This is a genomic window from Paenarthrobacter sp. CC6, from assembly GCF_040560085.1.
GTDB lineage: Bacteria > Actinomycetota > Actinomycetes > Actinomycetales > Micrococcaceae > Arthrobacter > Arthrobacter nicotinovorans.
Genome location: NZ_JARDAN010000020.1, coordinates 45,442 through 62,380, shown reverse-complemented (window position 1 = coordinate 62,380; position 16,939 = coordinate 45,442). Strand labels below are relative to the sequence as shown.

General features: G+C 63.7%; 15 protein-coding genes. 8 read left to right on the top strand and 7 right to left on the bottom strand.

All coding sequences use genetic code 11. The features are described from left to right. Nucleotides 1-57: 57 nt before the first annotated feature. From PV760_RS17810 to PV760_RS17775, 8 genes are all read left to right on the top strand, one after another. Complete coding sequence (locus tag PV760_RS17810; RefSeq protein WP_035734251.1) at nt 58-732, top strand: C40 family peptidase; 675 nt, start codon at nt 58-60, stop codon at nt 730-732. A gap of 94 nt (nt 733-826) precedes the next feature. Next, on the top strand, nt 827-1,609 hold the full coding sequence (locus tag PV760_RS17805; RefSeq protein WP_354628365.1) for an NlpC/P60 family protein: 783 nt from the start codon (nt 827-829) through the stop codon (nt 1,607-1,609). Between the two features lie 216 nt (nt 1,610-1,825). After that, nucleotides 1,826-2,326, top strand: coding sequence for an HNH endonuclease (locus tag PV760_RS17800; protein WP_039240018.1), 501 nt, complete (start codon nt 1,826-1,828; stop codon nt 2,324-2,326). Between the two features lie 42 nt (nt 2,327-2,368). Then, nucleotides 2,369-3,265 (top strand): NTP transferase domain-containing protein, encoded by an 897-nt coding sequence (locus PV760_RS17795; RefSeq protein ID WP_018779577.1) that lies wholly within the window; start codon nt 2,369-2,371, stop codon nt 3,263-3,265. Continuing rightward, a complete protein-coding gene (locus tag PV760_RS17790) occupies nt 3,262-4,605 on the top strand; it encodes a molybdopterin molybdotransferase MoeA (protein WP_018779578.1) in 1,344 nt (447 codons plus the stop codon). Before PV760_RS17795 ends, PV760_RS17790 begins: the two co-directional genes overlap by 4 nt. Nucleotides 4,606-4,635: 30 nt before the next feature. Then, nucleotides 4,636-6,942 carry an FdhF/YdeP family oxidoreductase gene (locus PV760_RS17785; RefSeq protein WP_354628364.1) on the top strand — a complete coding sequence of 769 codons (2,307 nt, stop codon included), beginning with the start codon at nt 4,636-4,638 and terminating at the stop codon, nt 6,940-6,942. Between the two features lies 1 nt (nt 6,943). Further along, nucleotides 6,944-7,807 carry a formate dehydrogenase accessory sulfurtransferase FdhD gene (gene fdhD, locus PV760_RS17780; protein ID WP_354628363.1) on the top strand — a complete coding sequence of 288 codons (864 nt, stop codon included), beginning with the start codon at nt 6,944-6,946 and terminating at the stop codon, nt 7,805-7,807. Nucleotides 7,808-7,980: 173 nt separating this feature from the next. Further along, a complete protein-coding gene (locus PV760_RS17775; RefSeq protein ID WP_354628362.1) occupies nt 7,981-11,010 on the top strand; it encodes an alpha-mannosidase in 3,030 nt (1,009 codons plus the stop codon). 48 nt (nt 11,011-11,058) lie between these two features. Here the strand turns inward: PV760_RS17775 and PV760_RS17770 are convergent, their stop codons facing one another. The 7 genes from PV760_RS17770 to PV760_RS17740 all read right to left on the bottom strand — a co-directional run bounded on the left by PV760_RS17770 (nt 11,059) and on the right by PV760_RS17740 (nt 16,933). After that, nucleotides 11,059-12,090: a hypothetical protein gene (locus PV760_RS17770; RefSeq protein ID WP_354628361.1), complete on the bottom strand. Its 1,032-nt coding sequence runs from the start codon at nt 12,088-12,090 to the stop codon at nt 11,059-11,061. 3 nt (nt 12,091-12,093) lie between these two features. Next, the gene (locus PV760_RS17765; RefSeq protein WP_354628360.1) at nt 12,094-13,005 is read right to left on the bottom strand and encodes a hypothetical protein; all 912 of its coding nucleotides are present in this window, start codon (nt 13,003-13,005) and stop codon (nt 12,094-12,096) included. A 13-nt stretch (nt 13,006-13,018) separates the two neighbouring features. Continuing rightward, complete coding sequence (locus PV760_RS17760; protein WP_018779584.1) at nt 13,019-13,807, bottom strand: amino acid ABC transporter ATP-binding protein; 789 nt, start codon at nt 13,805-13,807, stop codon at nt 13,019-13,021. Next, a complete protein-coding gene (locus PV760_RS17755) occupies nt 13,794-14,453 on the bottom strand; it encodes an amino acid ABC transporter permease (RefSeq protein ID WP_018779585.1) in 660 nt (219 codons plus the stop codon). Before PV760_RS17755 ends, PV760_RS17760 begins: the two co-directional genes overlap by 14 nt. Then, nucleotides 14,454-15,269 carry an amino acid ABC transporter substrate-binding protein gene (locus PV760_RS17750; RefSeq protein ID WP_039240027.1) on the bottom strand — a complete coding sequence of 272 codons (816 nt, stop codon included), beginning with the start codon at nt 15,267-15,269 and terminating at the stop codon, nt 14,454-14,456. 237 nt (nt 15,270-15,506) lie between these two features. Further along, nucleotides 15,507-16,214: a hypothetical protein gene (locus PV760_RS17745; protein ID WP_018779587.1), complete on the bottom strand. Its 708-nt coding sequence runs from the start codon at nt 16,212-16,214 to the stop codon at nt 15,507-15,509. Next, nucleotides 16,211-16,933 (bottom strand): hypothetical protein, encoded by a 723-nt coding sequence (locus PV760_RS17740; protein ID WP_354628359.1) that lies wholly within the window; start codon nt 16,931-16,933, stop codon nt 16,211-16,213. Before PV760_RS17740 ends, PV760_RS17745 begins: the two co-directional genes overlap by 4 nt. Nucleotides 16,934-16,939 lie beyond the last annotated feature (6 nt).

Genomic DNA, 16,939 nt, shown 5'->3' with positions numbered 1-16,939 from the left:
GTGTCATCACGCACTACCCCTGCGCGCCATCGCGCTGAATCGGTTCGTTCGAACCCGTTGAACACTCTTTCGAAGGCTGTTTCCTCGAACGCCGGTACCGTTGGCCGCCAGGCCGCCGTGCTGGCAGCAGCCTCAGGCCTCGTCCTTACTGTCGGGTTGCCGGCTCACGCCGCTGACACCGACGTCTCCACCTCGGAAGTCTCCAGCACCCAGCAGCTGGCTGCCACCGCAGTGGTCACTGCAGAGCCAACAGCCACCGTCTCCTTCGAGAGCCCCGTCGTGGCCACCAAGGAAGCCCCCAAGGTTGTCCAGCGTGCGGCCCTGGTCACAGAGCGCACGGCGGATGAAGCCACTGCAGTCACTGCCCAGTCCTCCGAAGCCAAGGAGTCCGCCTCCAGCGCGGCAGCATCCGGGCTCGCAGCGATTGCCTACACAGGAATCGGCTCGCCTTACGTATGGGGCGGCACTACTCCGAGCGGCTGGGACTGCTCCGGCTTCACCCAGTGGGTCTACGCCCAGGCCGGCATCAGCATCCCCCGCGTCAACGCCTGGACGGCCATGAAGCCCACCAGCGCACCCCAGCCCGGTGACCTGGTCATGCAGAACGGCGGTGCGCACGTAGGCATCTACGTCGGCAACGGCATGATGATCAGTGCTTTGAACCCGGGCCAGGGAACCCTGCTGCACTCCGTGGCCTCCACCGGCACATCTTCGTTCTTCACCCTCCGCTAGAAACAACCCGATTCGGGGCCGGCTGACGTACCCCTGCCAGCTGACCCACTACCCACAGGTACCCCAACTGCCTGCGGATACGAAAGAGAAAACAATGACCAGTGCACACAAAGTTGCACGGCACCGCGCTGAGGCCCCCAAGACCAGCTCGCTTGCCGTCATCGCAAAGGCCGTCACCGTCAACGCCGGTGGCGTCGGCCGCCAGGCAGCAGTCATCGCCGCAGCTTCAGGCTTGGTGCTGACCAGCGGTATCGCTGCCAATGCTGCTGAGACGAATGTCGACCGCGAATCGACGTCGACCTCCGCCCTCGATGTCCAGTCTGTTGCCCAGGCCACCATCGCTGCGGACTCCACGGTTGCCATCTCTTACGAGCGTCCCGTGGTCACCACCGTGGAAGCTCCGGCTCCCGTGGTTGAAGAGACCCCGGCAAAGGTTGAGGCCAAGGCATCGACCAAGTCCACCGCCACCGCGGCTCCGGCCACGAACGCCTCAGTGGCCGTCAGCACTGCCACCCCTGCACCGGCTGCTCCGGCTGCGTCCAGCGGACTCGGCGCGGCAATTGCTGCCGCCGCGTACGCCCAGCTCGGTGTCACGCAGGACTGCACCATGCTGGTCACCAACTCCCTGGCAGCAGTGGGAATCCACTTCCACGACTGGCCCGCCGGTTACCTTTCGCTGGGCCGCACCGTGAGTGCAGCAGAAGCGCAGCCCGGGGACCTCGCCTACTACGCCAACGGCGGTTTGGCCGGACAGGCACACATTGCTGTGTACGTCGGCAACGGCATGGCAGTCCACGGTGGATGGAACGGATCCACCACGGCACTGTTCAGCGTCAACGTCGGCTCCGGCCCGGTCTTCATCCGCGTCAACGGCTGACAATCAGCTCCCGGAACACCCCGCAGGCAGATGCCTGCGGGGTGTTTTGCTTTAATCACGCGTGAACTTTTGCCGACACTGTGAGCGAAACGACAAATAAATTCGTTGATACGGCATATAAGTGCTTACCCTTGTGTTGTCGATCCACAGCCCGTACATGCAGAGGGCAGCCGGCCCTCGTGCCCCTGACGGGTGCGGCCGTGAAGAGGTACGTGCATGCGCACACTCGTTCTGAATGCTGGATATGAACCGCTGGCGGTAATAACATTCCGCCGGGCGCTGGTCCTTGTGCTCACTGGGAAAGCAAGCGTAGTGGCCGAAGGCGACGAGCCTGTCGTCGGGCCACAGGAGATTCTCGGACGCCCCTCCGTGATCCTCCTTAACCGCTACATCCGCCCCAAGTACAACAAGATCACTGCCGTGAGTCGCCGCGGGGTTCTTCGCCGCGACGGTCACCGTTGCGCCTACTGCGGGAAAACAGCCCACACCATAGACCACGTCCACCCCAAGTCCAGGGGCGGCGCGGATTCCTGGGAAAACCTGGTTGCGGCGTGCTTGAAATGCAACAACGCCAAGAGCGACCACACACTTGCCGAAATGGGCTGGAAACTCCGTTTCAAACCCGGTGTGCCCCAGGGGACCATGTGGCAGATCAAAGAACTCGAGAAACCTGCGCCGGACTGGGACCCGTTCCTTCTGCCGGAATCCGCTGCCTGATCGATTTCTGCTGAGCTCCCGCCGTCCGGGTACGCTGGGCGGGTGGAGTTCAACGCCGTTGTTTTGGCGGGTGGCAGGGCCACCCGCCTCGGTGGCGTGCCTAAGCCCACGTTGAAGTACGACGGCGGCACCCTCCTTTCGCACGCACTGGAGGCTGCCCGGGCTGCTGCGGCCACCGTAGTGGTGGGTCCCGGCGAGCACGGAGTGCATTTGCCCGGATCCGTGCTGCTCGCGCGTGAGGAGCCGGCCTTCGCGGGCCCGGCAGCGGCGATCGCCGCAGGGTTGTCAGCACTTGATACGGCCGGGATGAGATCCCCCTGGACACTGGTTTTGGCCTGCGATATGCCCAAGGCATCGCAGGGGATCGGCCGCCTGTTGGAAGTGCTCGCTGGGCACCCCGGGGTGGAAGGGGTCATGGCGGTATCCGGTGACGGGCGGAAGCAGCCGTTGTTGGGCATATACAGCACGGCCGCTCTGGACCGGGAGGTGGCCTCGGCCGTCCGGGGTTCCGGGTTAACGAACTCTTCAGTGTTCAAGCTGCTTGCTAGGCTGAACCTGCTGGACGTTGACGTCCCCGCGGGGTCCACAGACGACGTGGATACGTGGGAGGACGCCGCGGTGCTGGGTATTGACTACGAGTTGGAGGCGGACGTGAAGAGCCAGGAAGAAACGCTCGAGGACTGGTGCCGCATATTGCTGCAGGCGTTTGAGCTTGAGGGCGTGGAAATAGACATCAACGAGGTACTGGCCGTGGCAGGAGTGGCCGCGCATTCGGTGGTTCGCCCGGCCGCGCCGCTCACCACCTTCATTGCAGGCTTCGCGGCGGGAATGGCCCGTGGTATTGGCCAGGCCAGCGATGACGCCTCCATGAAAGCGGCCCTGGACCTGGCCCGCAAAATCGCCAAGGAGTACTCGGAGACCGGGACTGACGCCGAATGACGGAGGCCCCCGGCGAGGGCCACCACGCGGCACACACATGGCAGGAAGCCCGGCAGCGCGCGTTCGACGCCGCCACGCCCATACCCCCGGGGCCGGTTCCCCTGGCAAAAGCCCTTGGCCGTACCCTGGCCTCTGATGCCCTGGCTATCCAGGACATGCCCCACTACGCCTCCTCCGCGATGGATGGATGGGCAGTGAACGGCAGCGGCCCGTGGATCCTCAGTGAACCCGGTCAGCGTCTGGCGCCCCACCAAGCGAGCCCGATAGTCACCGGCGGACTCATTCCGCCCGGCGCCAAGGCCGTCTTGCGAAGCGAGAGCGGTATCATCACCACCGACGACGACGGTCTGCCGGTTCTCGCGCTTGGCGGCGCCGCCAAGCCGGGGGAGCCCCGCAACGGCCAGCACATCCGCAAGGCCGCAGAAGAAGCGGCCGAAGGTGACGTCCTGCTCAAGGCCGGAACACGCCTGAACCCCGCGCACATTGCCCTAGCGGCCCTTGCCGGCCTGGATCACGTGGATGTTCTGGGAAAGCCCTTGGTCCGCTTCCTCCTGACAGGCTCGGAAGTGGTGGAGCGCGGCATCCCGCAACCGGGTCAGGTCAGGGACACTTTCGGGCCACAATTAGGTGCAGTAGTGGAACTCCTGGGCGGAATCGCCGGCGAACAACTCCGGGTGGGTGACAGCTACGAGGAATGGATGGCCGCGCTTCAGGATACTGAGCCGGAACCAGGCGGACCGGACGCAGAAACAGAGCCGCCGGCCGACGTCGTCATCACGACCGGCGGGACCGGGCGCTCCGGAACGGACCACTTCCGGAGGGCCGTGGCCGAACTCGGCGGCCGCCTGCTGATCGATGGCATCGCGATGCGGCCAGGGCACCCGGCCGTTTTGGCGGAACTTCCTGATGGAAGGTTCGTGGTGGGGCTGCCGGGCAACCCCTTGGCCGCGATGATGGCTCTCTTCACTGTCGGGGCGCCGTTGCTTGCAGCCCTCGGGCATGCCCGCCCGGCTGACGTGGGAGAAGTGCCGTGCGGCACCACCATCGATGCTGATCCGGGGCGAACGCGTCTGATGCCCTTCAGGCTGGTCTATGGCCTGGCGTCGCCGGCCCAGCACACAGGTCCGGGAATGATGCGGGGATTGGCGGGCGCTGACGGGGTCATGATTGTGCCTCCCCATGGAGTCCAGCTGGGGGAACTGGTCCCTGCTTTCCCTTTGCCCTGGGCGAAGCCGCTGCCCGCGCCGAAGCCGCCGGAGGACAAACCGCGGAAGACGCAGGCCCGGCCCCCGCGCAAGGCTCCCGCGGGTCCTGTCGATTGGAGCGGACTGGACGCCTGAGCGCAGGATGCAAGATGCAATGATGGACCTATGAACAGGCACGCTCCCGAACAGGACATCAATGAAGATGACCTGCAAATCCATCCGCCCAAACGAGCCGCAGCAGGTGTCAAGGCCGTCACGGTCGCCCTCGAGCGCGGTTATGCCCAAGCTGGTGTAACCCGGACTGTCCGGTCCATGCTGAGGGTCAACCAGCATGACGGCTTCGATTGCCCCGGCTGTGCGTGGCCGGAATCGATCACCGGCAGGCGGAGCCCGGCAGAGTTCTGCGAGAATGGCGCCAAAGCCATCGCCGAGGAAAGCACCACCCGTACAGTCGGTGCCGGATTCTGGGCTGAACACCCGATTGCCGAACTGGAGGGCAAAACCGAGTACTGGCTGGGCAGCCAGGGCCGCATCGCCGAGCCTGTCGTCATCAGGCCGGGGGACACGCACTACTCGCCGATCAGCTGGACCGATGCTTTCGCCTTGATCGGCGAACACATCAATGCCACCACCCCGGATAAGTGTGTGTTCTACACCTCCGGCAGGACAGCCAACGAGACCGCCTTCATGTACCAGCTGTTCGCACGAAGCCTGGGCACCAACAACCTGCCGGACTGCTCCAACATGTGCCATGAGTCCTCAGGCAGTGCGTTGAACCCCACCATCGGGATCGGCAAGGGCACTGTTTCGCTGGAGGACATCCACCACTCGGAGCTGGTGCTGGTAGTGGGCCAAAACCCGGGCACCAACCATCCGCGGATGCTGTCCGCCCTGCGGGACTGCAAGAACAACGGCGGCAAAGTGGTGGCCGTGAACCCGCTTCCCGAGGCCGGACTCCTGAATTTCAAGGACCCCCAGTCCCTCAACGGCGTTATCGGTGGCGGCACCACGATTGCCGATGAGTTCCTCCAGATCAAGGTCGGTGGCGACCTCGCGCTGTTCCAGGCCCTGGGCCACCTGCTCCTGGAGGAAGAGAAGCGCAACCCGGGAACCGTCGTCGACCATTCCTTTATCGAGAGCCAGACCGAAGGCTTTGACGCCTACCGGGAAGCGCGTTCCGTGCTGGACTGGGCTGAGACAGAACGGGCTACGGGACTCTCGCGCGCGGAGATCACCAAGGTTGCCGGGATGATGGCAGCTTCCAAGGCCACGGTCATTTGCTGGGCGCTCGGGCTGACCCAGCAGCCGCACTCGGTGGACACGCTACGCGAGATCATCAACCTGCTCTTGCTGCAGGGCAACTTCGGCAAGCGCGGCGCTGGTGCTTGTCCGGTTCGTGGCCACTCCAACGTGCAGGGCGACCGCACCATGGGGATCTGGGAGAAACCCAAGGAATCCTTCCTGGCTGCCCTGGACCAGGAATTCGGCTTCCACATGCCCCGGGACCACGGCTACGACTCCGTGGAAACACAGCACGCCCTGGAAAAGGGAGACGTGGACGTGTTCGTCTCCATGGGCGGGAACTTTGCCGCCGCCGGCTCGGACACGGCGGCGTTGGAGGAGGGCCTGAAGAGGGCCGGGCTCACCGTGCACATCTCCACCAAACCCAACCGCGCCCACATTGTCCATGGCCGGACGTCGCTGATCCTGCCGACACTGGGGCGGACCGACACGGACGACAAGCACCCCAAAGGCAAGCAGTTCCTTTCGGTGGAAGACTCCATGTCCGTCATCCATAAGACACAAGGCAGGCTGGAACCGGTCTCCGAACACCTGCTCAGCGAACCCGTGATCGTAGCCCGCATGGCCCAGGCCACCTTCGGTGACGACCACAGCGTGGACTGGCGGGCCATGGCCGAGGATTACGACGTGATCCGGGACCACATCTCGCGCGTCATACCTGGATTTGAGGACTTCAACGCAAGGGTCCGGACCAAGAACGGCTTCGTACTGCCAAACCCGCCCCGTGATTCCCGCACCTTTGCCACGGATATCGGAAAGGGCCGGTTCTCCGTGCGGCCGCTGGAGTACCTTGAAGCGCCCGAAGGCCACCTGATCCTGCAAACCGTGCGCAGCCACGACCAGTACAACACCACGTTCTATGGCCTGGATGACCGTTACCGTGGCGTCTCGGATGGGCGCCGGGTGGTCCTGGTCCACCCGGACGACCTGACGGAGCTGGGTTTCAATGACCGTGATCTGGTGGATGTCATCTCCACCTTCGCCGGAACCGAGCGCCGGGCCGACAAGTTCCGGCTCATCGGTTACCCGACCGCCAGGGGATGCGCTGCGGCGTACTTCCCGGAAGCCAATGCCCTGGTGCACCGTGAGCTGGTGGCCCGGGAATCAAACACCCCCGGTTACAAGGCCATGACTGTGCGCTTTGTAAACCACGAGGAGAACGGACCCTGACGTGGGACGCGTGACGCAACGCCGCAAGGTGCACAAGTTCGTCCTGGACGGTTCGCCCAAGGCTTTGGAGCATCCCGTCCGTTTCAAGGAAGATGTCCTGGCGGTGGAGGAGCCCCTGGAAATCCGGCTTGGAGACATGTCCTTCTCGGTGACAATGCGGACCCCGGGGGACGACTTTGACCTGGTGGCGGGCTTCCTGGTGTCGGAGGGCATTGTGTGGGAGCCTTCGCAGCTGATTTCCGAGCGTTTTTGTTCGGGGGAGGACGAGAACGGGGTTCAGACATTCAACGTCGTGGATGCCCAGCTCCGTCCTGACGTGGAGCGCCCTGACACGGGCAGGAACGTGTACACGTCCAGTTCGTGCGGCATTTGCGGCACGGACTCGATCGAGGCCGTCCGCAAGTCCTCCCGCCACAGCCCCAAGGAGGACGACGTCACCATCCCCGTGGCGGCGCTGGCCGCACTTCCGGACCGGCTCCGCGAGGCACAGGCGGTCTTTGACAAGACGGGCGGCGTCCACGCTGCCGGACTCTTCCGGATTCACGACGACGGCACCACCGAGCTGCTGTGCCTCCGGGAAGATGTCGGCCGGCATAATGCGGTGGACAAGGTGGTGGGCTGGGCACTGCGCGCCGGCAAGCTGCCCTTGCGCGGTACCGTGCTGCAGGTTTCCGGGCGGGCATCTTTTGAGCTGGTGCAGAAAGCGGCCATGGCCGGGATCCCCGTCCTGGCCGCGGTCAGCGCGCCCTCCAGCCTTGCTGCTGAACTTGCCGTGGAGTCCGGCATCACCTTGGTGGGCTTCAGCCGGGGATCGAGCCTGAACGTGTACGCCGGCCGGGACCGGATAGTCGGGCAGCCAGGTTAAAGCTGGTGGGTGCCTGGGGATAGTGTCCAATCACTTGGCTATTGTCCGCGAACGCCGTAGATTTTATCCATCGATTGGAAGCGCGGCGAAAACCATAAATGCCGTCCACGCCAAGCACGCCGGGGCCGGGTCACCAAGCCTGGCCGCCCAGCCAACGCCCAAAGGGGAAATAATTGCACGACGACCGCCGGATCACTGAACAGCGTCTCGACCGATTTGTTCGGGACCGCATTCTTCCGGCCATTTACGGCAGGGCGATACCGCTTGAACTCAGCAGCTGGGATGTACCCGGAGAACCGGTGCCGGCCGCAGAAGCGATGCGCCAACTGTTCACACCGCAGGAGCCCGGGGCGCCCTGGGGTAAGGCATGGAGCACCAAGTGGTTGCGTCTGCAGGGCGAGGTTCCGCCGGACTGGGGCATGTCCGATGCCACCGCTGTGGAGATCATCGTGGATCTCGGCTTCAACAGCGACGTCCCGGGTTTCCAGTGCGAAGGAACTGCCTGGCGTGCCGATGGAAGCATCATCAAAGCGATATCGCCTCGGAATTACCACGTTCCGCTGAAGCTGCTGGGTGGCGGACAATCCGTTGACTTCTATGTGGAAGCGGCGGCCAACCCGGATGTGGCGCAGGGCTGGTCCTTTGCCCCCACTCCGCTCGGGGACAAGGCCACTTCCGGCGACGAGCCACGGTACCGCCTTGGCAGGATCGCCATCGCCGAGCTCAACGAGACCGTCTGGGAACTCAACCAGGACATCTGGACGCTCACCGGCCTGATGCATGAGCTGCCCATGGAGCTGCCCCGCCGCCACGAGATCCTGCGCGCCCTTGAACGCATGCTGGACATCATGGACCCGGACGACGTCGCCGGTACCGCCGCAGCCGGCCGTGAGGCCCTCAGGGAGGTGCTGGGCCGTCCCGCGTATGCCTCAGCCCACGAACTCCTGGCGACGGGCCATGCACACATCGACTCAGCCTGGCTGTGGCCTGTCCGCGAAACCATCCGCAAGTGCGCCAGGACGTTCTCCAACGTGGTGGCGCTCATGGACGAAGATCCGGACTTTGTGTTCTCCTGCTCCTCGGCACAGCAGATGGCCTGGATCAAGGAATACTTCCCCGAGCTCTTTGTGCGCATCCGCGAGAAAGTGAAGGCCGGCCAGTTCGTCCCCGTGGGTGGCATGTGGGTGGAATCGGACACCAATATGCCCGGCGGCGAGGCCATGGCGCGGCAGTTCGTGGAAGGCAAGAGCTTCTTCCTCAAGGAGTTCGACATCGAATGCCGGGAAGCCTGGCTCCCCGATTCCTTCGGCTATTCCGGCGCGATTCCGCAGATCGTCAAGGAAGCGGGATCCCGGTGGTTCCTCACGCAGAAGATTTCCTGGAACAAGGTCAACCGCATGCCGCATCACACCTTCTCCTGGGAAGGCATTGACGGCACCCGCTTGTTCACCCACTTCCCACCGGTGGACACCTACAACGCCGAGCTTCATGGCCGCGAGCTGGCGCACGCCGAGCGCAACTACCGTGAGCACGGCCGCGGCACCATGTCGCTGGTGCCCTTCGGATACGGCGACGGCGGTGGCGGACCCACGCGCGAAATGGTGGCTGCGGCACACCGCACGGAGAACCTGGAAGGCTCACCGAAGGTCCGGATGGGCACGGCCAAGGACTTCTTCACCAAAGCGGAAGCCGAGTACACCAACCTTCCCGTTTGGGTGGGGGAGATGTACCTGGAGATGCACCGAGGAACCTACACGAGCCAGGCCAAGACCAAGAAGGGCAACCGGCGCAGCGAACACCTCCTTCGCGAGGCTGAGCTGTGGTGCACCACGGCCGCTGTCCGGCTGGGCAACGAATACGAGTATCCCCGCGAGGAACTGAAGCGGCTGTGGCGGCTGGTTCTCCTCCAGCAATTCCATGACATCCTTCCCGGCAGCTCCATCGCGTGGGTCCATCAGGATGCCGAGCGGAATTATGAGGCCATTTCCCGCGATCTTGAACGGATCATCACCCACGCGGCCCAGGCGTTGGCAGGGCCGGGCACCGAGGAGTTCCTGCTCAACGCCGCTCCGCACCAGCGTCATGGCGTGCCCGCTCTTGGCATCGCGAAGATCAGCCACGACGATTCCGTGGTTGAGGTGGACCAGTCCGGCGATGGTTTCGTACTGGATAACGGACTGATCCGGGTTGTGGTGGACGCAAACGGCCTCCTGACCTCCGTGGTGGACCATGCCAGCGGCAGGGAAGCCATCGCTCCGGGGCAGGCCGGCAATCTGCTCGAATTGTTCCGGGACACCCCCAATGAATGGGACGCCTGGGACATCGAGGAGTTCTACCGCCGCAACGTCACTCCGTTGACCCAGGCAGAAGGAATTGAGCTGGAGCGGACACCCAACGGTGCCGTCGTCGTGGTTAAGCGCGCGGTGGGCAGCTCATCCATCATCCAACGCCTGACGCTCGACGCCGGCGCCAGGTCGCTGGGGATCTCCACTACGGTGGACTGGCAGGAACGGGAGAAGATGCTGAAGATCGCCTTCCCCCTGGACGTCCGGGCGGACCGATCGGCCTCGGAGACCCAGTTCGGCCATGTCTTCCGGCCTACCCACACCAATACCTCGTGGGAAGCGGCGAAGTTCGAGATCTGCGCGCACCGTTGGATCCACGTGTCCGAACCCGGCTACGGCGTGGCCATCAGCAACGCTTCCAGCTACGGACACGACGTCACCAGGGCGGTCCGCGACGACGGCGGAACTACGACGACGGTCCGCACCTCGCTGCTGCGTTCGGCCCGTTTCCCGGATCCGGAAGCAGACAGGGGCGAGCACACGCTCGAGCTGTCCATCAGGCCCGGTGCCGCAATCGCCGACGCCGTGGAGGAGGGCTACCGCACCAATCTCCGTCCGCGGTTCGTTACCGGCGGACATGCGGTGGACCCAGTGGTTCTCGTATCCAACCCGGCAATCGTGGTCGAAGCCGTGAAGCTGGCTGAGGACGGTTCGGGTGATGTCATAGTGCGGCTCTACGAATCACTGGGGGAGCGGTCAGTTGCCCTGGTTAAGCCTGGCTTCGATGCCAGGCGAGCCACTGCCACGGACTTGCTGGAGCGCGCCACCGACGCCCCTGGCGTGACGGTGAAGGACGACTCCGCTGTCAGCCTGGCGCTGCGTCCGTTCCAGCTAGTCACGCTGCGTTTTTCCAGGTAAAAAGCGGTTGAGGGTCCTGCACAGAAGCGCAGGACCCTCAACGACTGCCTACTTGGTGGTCAACTCGACGTCGATCGTGTCTTTGAGGATCTGCTCCCTGGCCGGGATCACCGCGTCGAAGTGCTTGATGTCGGCTGAGACCTCTTTGGAAAAGACATTCTCCACTGTGGAGGGCATCTCCTTCACTCCGGCCAGGTAGCGCTTGGCTGCGAAGTCGAACTCGGAGCGGTTTGTACGGATTTGGGCGTTAACTGCCTTGGCGTCATCGGCAATTTTCTGCACTTCCGCCTCCGGGGCGTTGCGTGCCTCAGCATCATCCGCCCTTTTGACGAGGTCGTCCTTGAGCCGGACAAACCCAGCGTAGTTTTCTTCGCCCTTGGCCGTAACTTCGGCGCGTTCCTGCAGCTCAGCCACCTTGTTGTCGAACGTCCGGGCGAACTCCACGTAGGCATTGTTCTTTGACTGCAACAGATCGCTTGCCGCCTTCCGGCAAGGCTCCGCAGCCTGGGCAAGCAGGGTTTGGCGTTCCCGGAGGGTGGATGCTTTCGAGCCGACGAACAGGCCGTTGCATCGGGCCGCGTCGTCATCGCGGAAGAGGCCCTCAAATTGCGGGTAGGACTCCACCAGGCCTTCCATGTAGTCAAAGTATTCCTCGTGGGATTCGACCAGCTGGTGAACAGCGACGCCGACGGGAGTGTCGACGGAGTCATTCCCTGACTTCAGCTCCTGCAGGGCAGAGCGGGCGGAGTTCGATGCCTGCTGGAATTCGTCCTTTTCCTTTTGGCTGTCCTTCACGGCCTGGTCCCGCGAGGCAGGGGCGTTCCGGGCCTTCTTGTAGGCGGCCAGGTACGCATTGGCTGCCGGCTGGACCTTGCCCCTGGCGTCGCCCAGTGCGTTGAGGCGGTCTCCCTTCAACGCGGAGAGGCTTTCGGCCTTTTGCTGTCCGGCGAAGTTGTTGACGGCCACAAGGGCGCCGACGGCGATCACCAGCACGGCAAGGACAATGCACGTCACCAGGATGACGGGGCGGCGGCGTGAGCGGGCGGGTTCGGGGGTGACCCCGGGGTTCTCGTAGGTCATGGCCTATTTCCCCTCTTGGCCGGAGGCCTTGAACTGGTCCAGCCGGGATTTCAGGACACGTTCGAGCTCTGCGTTGGCGGCATTCGCGTCATCGACGAGTTTGGTTGAACTGGCCTTCACAGCGTCCTCATACGTGGTGCGGACCTTGTTCAGTGCATCATTGATGTCGAGCAAGGCCACTCCCGCGGTGGTGCTTTTGGCGAGGCGTCCGAGGTCATCCGTCGCGTCCAGGACTTCCTGCTGCTTGTCGCGTTGTCCTTTGACGATGCCTTCGATCCCCTGCAGGAGTTGGACCGTGTCCGCATCTGCCTTGTCCTTGGCACCTGCCAAGGCCAGCAGGCAGGAATCGGCCGTCTGGACGTACGCCTGCGCATAGTCGCCACCGCTGACGTTCAGGTCCCTGTGGAGCGGGGCGCACGGTCCACCCACAGAACGGGTGATGTTGGCCGTATTGATGAGTCGTTGGTCGTTGTAGGCGATCACCGCTACGTATTGGTCCTTGAACCGCCGGAACGCCTCGGCAATCTCCGGCTCCTGCGCCACGGGAGAAGCGGCCATGGCGTCGAGCCTGCCGGTGTTGGCGGCCGACTCGCGTTTGATCACATCGCTTTCCCGGGTGAACACCTGCTCTTTTTCCTGATCGCCCTCTTCCTCGGCGACCACGTTGGTGTACCGTGCCGTGAACTCCTCAAGCAGGGGGTCGTAAAGGTTCATGGAGCGATCCACGATGCCCCGTTGCTTGTCCAGCCGCTCCACGTCCGCGCGCTGCACTCCGGTTGGCCGGAGAAAGGCGAACCAGGCTCCGAACCCCCCGGCGGCCAAGGCCAGGACCACCACGACAACAATGATGCCTGTACGCCGGGAATTGCTGCGCCCGGAGTCCTTGTTGGTCTCGTCCAAAGTCTGATCCCCCATATTTTTGAAAAGGCTAAACGTCGTGTTGAAGCCGCTTCACGAAGAGCTTGGTACGTTCCTGCCGTGGCGCCCGCAGTACCTCGGCGGCCGGGCCACGTTCGACCACGACTCCACCGTCCATGAAGATCACCTCGTCGGCAACATGCTGGGCGAAGGCGAGTTCGTGCGTCACGATCACCATGGTCCAGCCTTCCTCGGCCAACTCCTTGATGACGCCCAGGACATCACCCACAAGCTCCGGGTCCAAGGCGGACGTGGGCTCGTCGAACAGCAGGAGCTGCGGCTTGAGGGCGAGGGCCCGGACGATGCCAACACGCTGCTGCTGGCCGCCGGAAAGCTCGAACGGATAGGCATCGCGCTTGTCCGCCAGGCCCACGCGTTCCAGGAGCCGCTCGGCCTCCGCGATGGCTTCCGCCTTCGGCCGCTTCTGCACCTGGACGGGCCCCTCGATGACGTTCTTGAGCACCGTCATGTGCGGGAACAGGTTGTAGTGCTGGAAAACCATGGCGCTGCGGTCGCGGAGCGCTGCGATCTCCTTCTTGCCCACCTTGGCCCCGAAATCAATGGCCAGCCCGCTTGAGGCATCGCCGCTGCCGAAGGTGACCGTACCGGCGTCGGGAACTTCCAGGCCGTTGAGCGAACGCAGGACCGTGGTCTTACCGGAGCCGGAAGGCCCGATCAGGGCCACCACCTGGCCGCGGCGGATGGTGATATCGATGTCCCGCAATACTGTGTTGCTGCCGAAGGCCTTGGCGAGGTTCCTTGCCTCCAGGACCATGGATGACGGATCAGTGGGCGACATAGCGGTCCAATCTTCTTTCGACCGCGGACTGCGCCGTGGACAGAACCAGGCAGATCACCCAGTAGACCAGGGCTGCCTGCAGGTACAAGGCCATGAACTCCTGGCTGAAAGCGGCGATCTGCTGGGCGTTCCGGAACAGTTCGGTGACCAGGATCAGTGATGCGAGGGACGTGTCCTTCACCAGGGAAATGAAGGTGTTGGACAACGGTGGAACCGAGACCCGGGCAGCCTGCGGAAGGATGATCCGTACCAGCGTCTGCCGGTTGGACATGCCGATGGTGTGCCCGGCTTCCCATTGGCCCTTGGGCACGGAAAGGATGGCGGCGCGGATGATCTCGGCGGCGTAACCACCCACGTTCAACGAAAACGCGATGATGGCACTGGGCCACGGATCAAGCCGCACACCGATGCTAGGCAGTCCGAAGAAGATCACGAACAGCTGCACCAGCAGGGGAGTGCCGCGGATGACTGAGACATAAAACCGGCCAATGCCGGACAACAACCGGTTGGGGCTCAGGCGCATCAGGGCCACTACCAAGGCCAGCAACAAGCCAAAGGCGAAGGAAGCCAGTGTCAGGGGGATGGTCCCTGTCACGGCGCCGGTGATGAGTGGTCCGAAGGAACTCCAGATGAGGTCCCAGTTCATCTATTTGGTGACGTCCGCGCCGAAGTACTTGTCCGAAATCTTCGCCAGGGTTCCGTCCGCGCGGAGGTCTTCAAGAGCCTTGTCCACGGCCTTGGTGAGCTCGCTGGAACCCTTGCGGAAGACGAAGGCACTCTCAGTCTTGTCCGGTGCTTCGGCTGCCACCTTCAAGCCGGAGTCGGGAGTGGTCTTGGCATAGTCCAGGTAGGTGAGCTTGTCGTTCACCGTGGCGTCCACACGACCCTGCTGGACCAGCGTGGCGGACTGGGCCCATCCTTCAACGGCCTGGACATTGGCGCCGGCTTCCACGGCCATCTTGTAGAAGTTGCTCGTGAGGGACTGGGCGGTGGTCTTGCCCTTGAGGTCGGCGAAGCTGTTGATGCTGGAGTTGTCCGACTTGGTGACCACTACGCCGGTGGAGATCGTGTACGGGGTGGAGAACTCGTACTTGGCCTTGCGGTCGTCGTTGATGGAGATCTGGTTGGCGATGGTATCGAAACGCTTGGAGTCGAGGCCTGCGAAGATGCCGTCGAACTGGGTCTCCTGGAAAGACGCCTTGACGCCGAGCTTCCCGGCGACGGCCTGCGCAATCTCGACGTCGAATCCGGTGAGGTCGCCGGCTCCCTCGGCGTGGAAGCTGAACGGGCGGTAGGTGCCCTCGGTGGCAATTACCAGTTCGCCCTTGGACTTCACGTCAGAGAGGGAGGTGTCCCCGCCGGACTGCGCCGGCGTTGAGCCACCACCGCACGCCGAAAGAGCGAGGGCAGCGGAAGCCAAGGTGGCGGCAAGGATGGAACGTCGGGTGCGGAGGCTGTTCATGGAGCCATCTTAGTCACCGGAGGGAACGGGCACGGCGGTGGACACCAGTGCCAGGTAAAGGTGCGTTAAAAAGGCTGAGTGGGGGCGGTCCCCAACAGCCCGCCACCACTCATCCCCCCAATTGTGATCCCGTGGGCGCCACATCCACCGGAAACCCGTTCTCTGATTCCGGTGTCAGGCTGCAGCCGCGTTCACACATTCATGATTGTGCCACGATCTAATGGTTTTGTGAAAGTCTTACGCTGAGAGACGCCGTTTTCGACGCGCAACTGCTTTCGAGAACCAGATTCCGGCCAATCCGATACACGTGAACATGGCTGCGGAGTAGTTGATCAGCACCCGCAGCCAGGCCTCCGAAAACGGGATCAGCGGAAAAAGCTGTGACAGCAAAAGCAACGAAAGTCCCAGCAAAAGCAGGCCCGAGGCGACGCGCAGCAACACAGGCGCCTGGCTCGCCACCGTGCGCCAGATGGCCGGCACCAGGCAGGCAGCAACGAATCCCGGGTAGAAGCGGCCCATAAAGGCATAGGCCTCCAACGACGGCCCCCACACCAGCCCGCTCATCCCCGCCGACGAGCCCCGGGTGTCGGTGATGAGGAAAAAGTAGATGGTCAGCACGCCCACGATTGCGGCAACCGTGATACCCAGTGGCCCGCGGATGGCCCGCACTGCCGATTGGGAGCCGAACGCGGTGGCGATCTTGATGCCCATGAAGAAGAACGTCGCATACAGCAGGAAACGCAGAATCAGGTTCCCAACGTTCATCCCGCCAAGCCAGCCGTCGATGACAAGGTAGGGCGCCTCGATGCTGATGAAGATGCTCAGTGAGATCAACGAAAAGATGTAGAAGACAACGCGGTTCTCCCCACGCAGTGCGCTCGGAATCCGTGCGATCGTAATCGCCAGGCAAACTGCCAGCGTGACCCAGGGCAGGACAGCCGTCATCCGAGGTTCTCCCAAATTCGTTCAGTTCGTTCGTGGTCTTGTTCCTGGCGGCGGAGGGTTTTTCCCAATGCCAGCAGCCGCTCACCGGCAAGGGTCACCAGTGCACTTTGGGACATTGCGTCCAAGGCCTCCCGGCGTGCATTGGGTGGCCAGCCGGCTTCGGCTTCGGTGATCAGTCCTCCGGCCACCAACCCTCCTGCCGGTCCCACCCCGGCCGCACGGGAGGTGGCAATCGCCAGCTCCGGCGGAAGCCTGTTGGCTGTCAGGTGGGCCGAGAAATTCTGGGGCGCGATGCCGGTGGTGTCGCTGACCCGGTGCCGCAACTCGCCGTCGTCGATTGCGTCCACCCAGTTGCGCACGGAGGTGGGGTGAGGTGGTTCCGAAAGGCGGGCCACGGGCGCGGAGCCGGGCTCGCTGCGCTCCACTACGGCACGCAGAAGATCGATCGTGGCTACTTGGCTGACCAGTTCGCAGCCCGTGGGCGGAACGGGGTCGCCGCGGAGATCGGAGTAGAGGTCGAAAGTGGCCAGGGCCTGCACAGGGTTGATGTTGAAGCCCCGGCTGATGCTCACCAGCGTGGACTCGGCCACCTTGCCGCGGACCAGCTGCTGGGCCAGGGTTGTCCGTTTGATGCCGGCGATCCTGCAGACGTCCGCCGTGCTGGCATCGGGCGCAACGCCATGAAGCCAGCGCTGGAACGCCTTGGACGGTAAGGGCATGTGGAA

What these genes read in the sequence shown, in the direction of transcription:
- PV760_RS17755 (WP_018779585.1), bottom strand. Translation starts at nt 14,453, where the DNA reads ATGAACTGGGACCTCATCTGGAGTTCCTTCGGACCACTCATCACCGGC.
- PV760_RS17745 (WP_018779587.1), bottom strand. Translation starts at nt 16,214, where the DNA reads ATGACGGCTGTCCTGCCCTGGGTCACGCTGGCAGTTTGCCTGGCGATT.
- PV760_RS17770 (WP_354628361.1), bottom strand. Translation starts at nt 12,090, where the DNA reads ATGACCTACGAGAACCCCGGGGTCACCCCCGAACCCGCCCGCTCACGC.
- PV760_RS17750 (WP_039240027.1), bottom strand. Translation starts at nt 15,269, where the DNA reads ATGAACAGCCTCCGCACCCGACGTTCCATCCTTGCCGCCACCTTGGCT.
- PV760_RS17800 (WP_039240018.1), top strand. Translation starts at nt 1,826, where the DNA reads ATGCGCACACTCGTTCTGAATGCTGGATATGAACCGCTGGCGGTAATA.
- PV760_RS17790 (WP_018779578.1), top strand. Translation starts at nt 3,262, where the DNA reads ATGACGGAGGCCCCCGGCGAGGGCCACCACGCGGCACACACATGGCAG.
- PV760_RS17805 (WP_354628365.1), top strand. Translation starts at nt 827, where the DNA reads ATGACCAGTGCACACAAAGTTGCACGGCACCGCGCTGAGGCCCCCAAG.
- PV760_RS17765 (WP_354628360.1), bottom strand. Translation starts at nt 13,005, where the DNA reads ATGGGGGATCAGACTTTGGACGAGACCAACAAGGACTCCGGGCGCAGC.
- PV760_RS17740 (WP_354628359.1), bottom strand. Translation starts at nt 16,933, where the DNA reads ATGCCCTTACCGTCCAAGGCGTTCCAGCGCTGGCTTCATGGCGTTGCG.
- PV760_RS17760 (WP_018779584.1), bottom strand. Translation starts at nt 13,807, where the DNA reads ATGTCGCCCACTGATCCGTCATCCATGGTCCTGGAGGCAAGGAACCTC.
- PV760_RS17785 (WP_354628364.1), top strand. Translation starts at nt 4,636, where the DNA reads ATGAACAGGCACGCTCCCGAACAGGACATCAATGAAGATGACCTGCAA.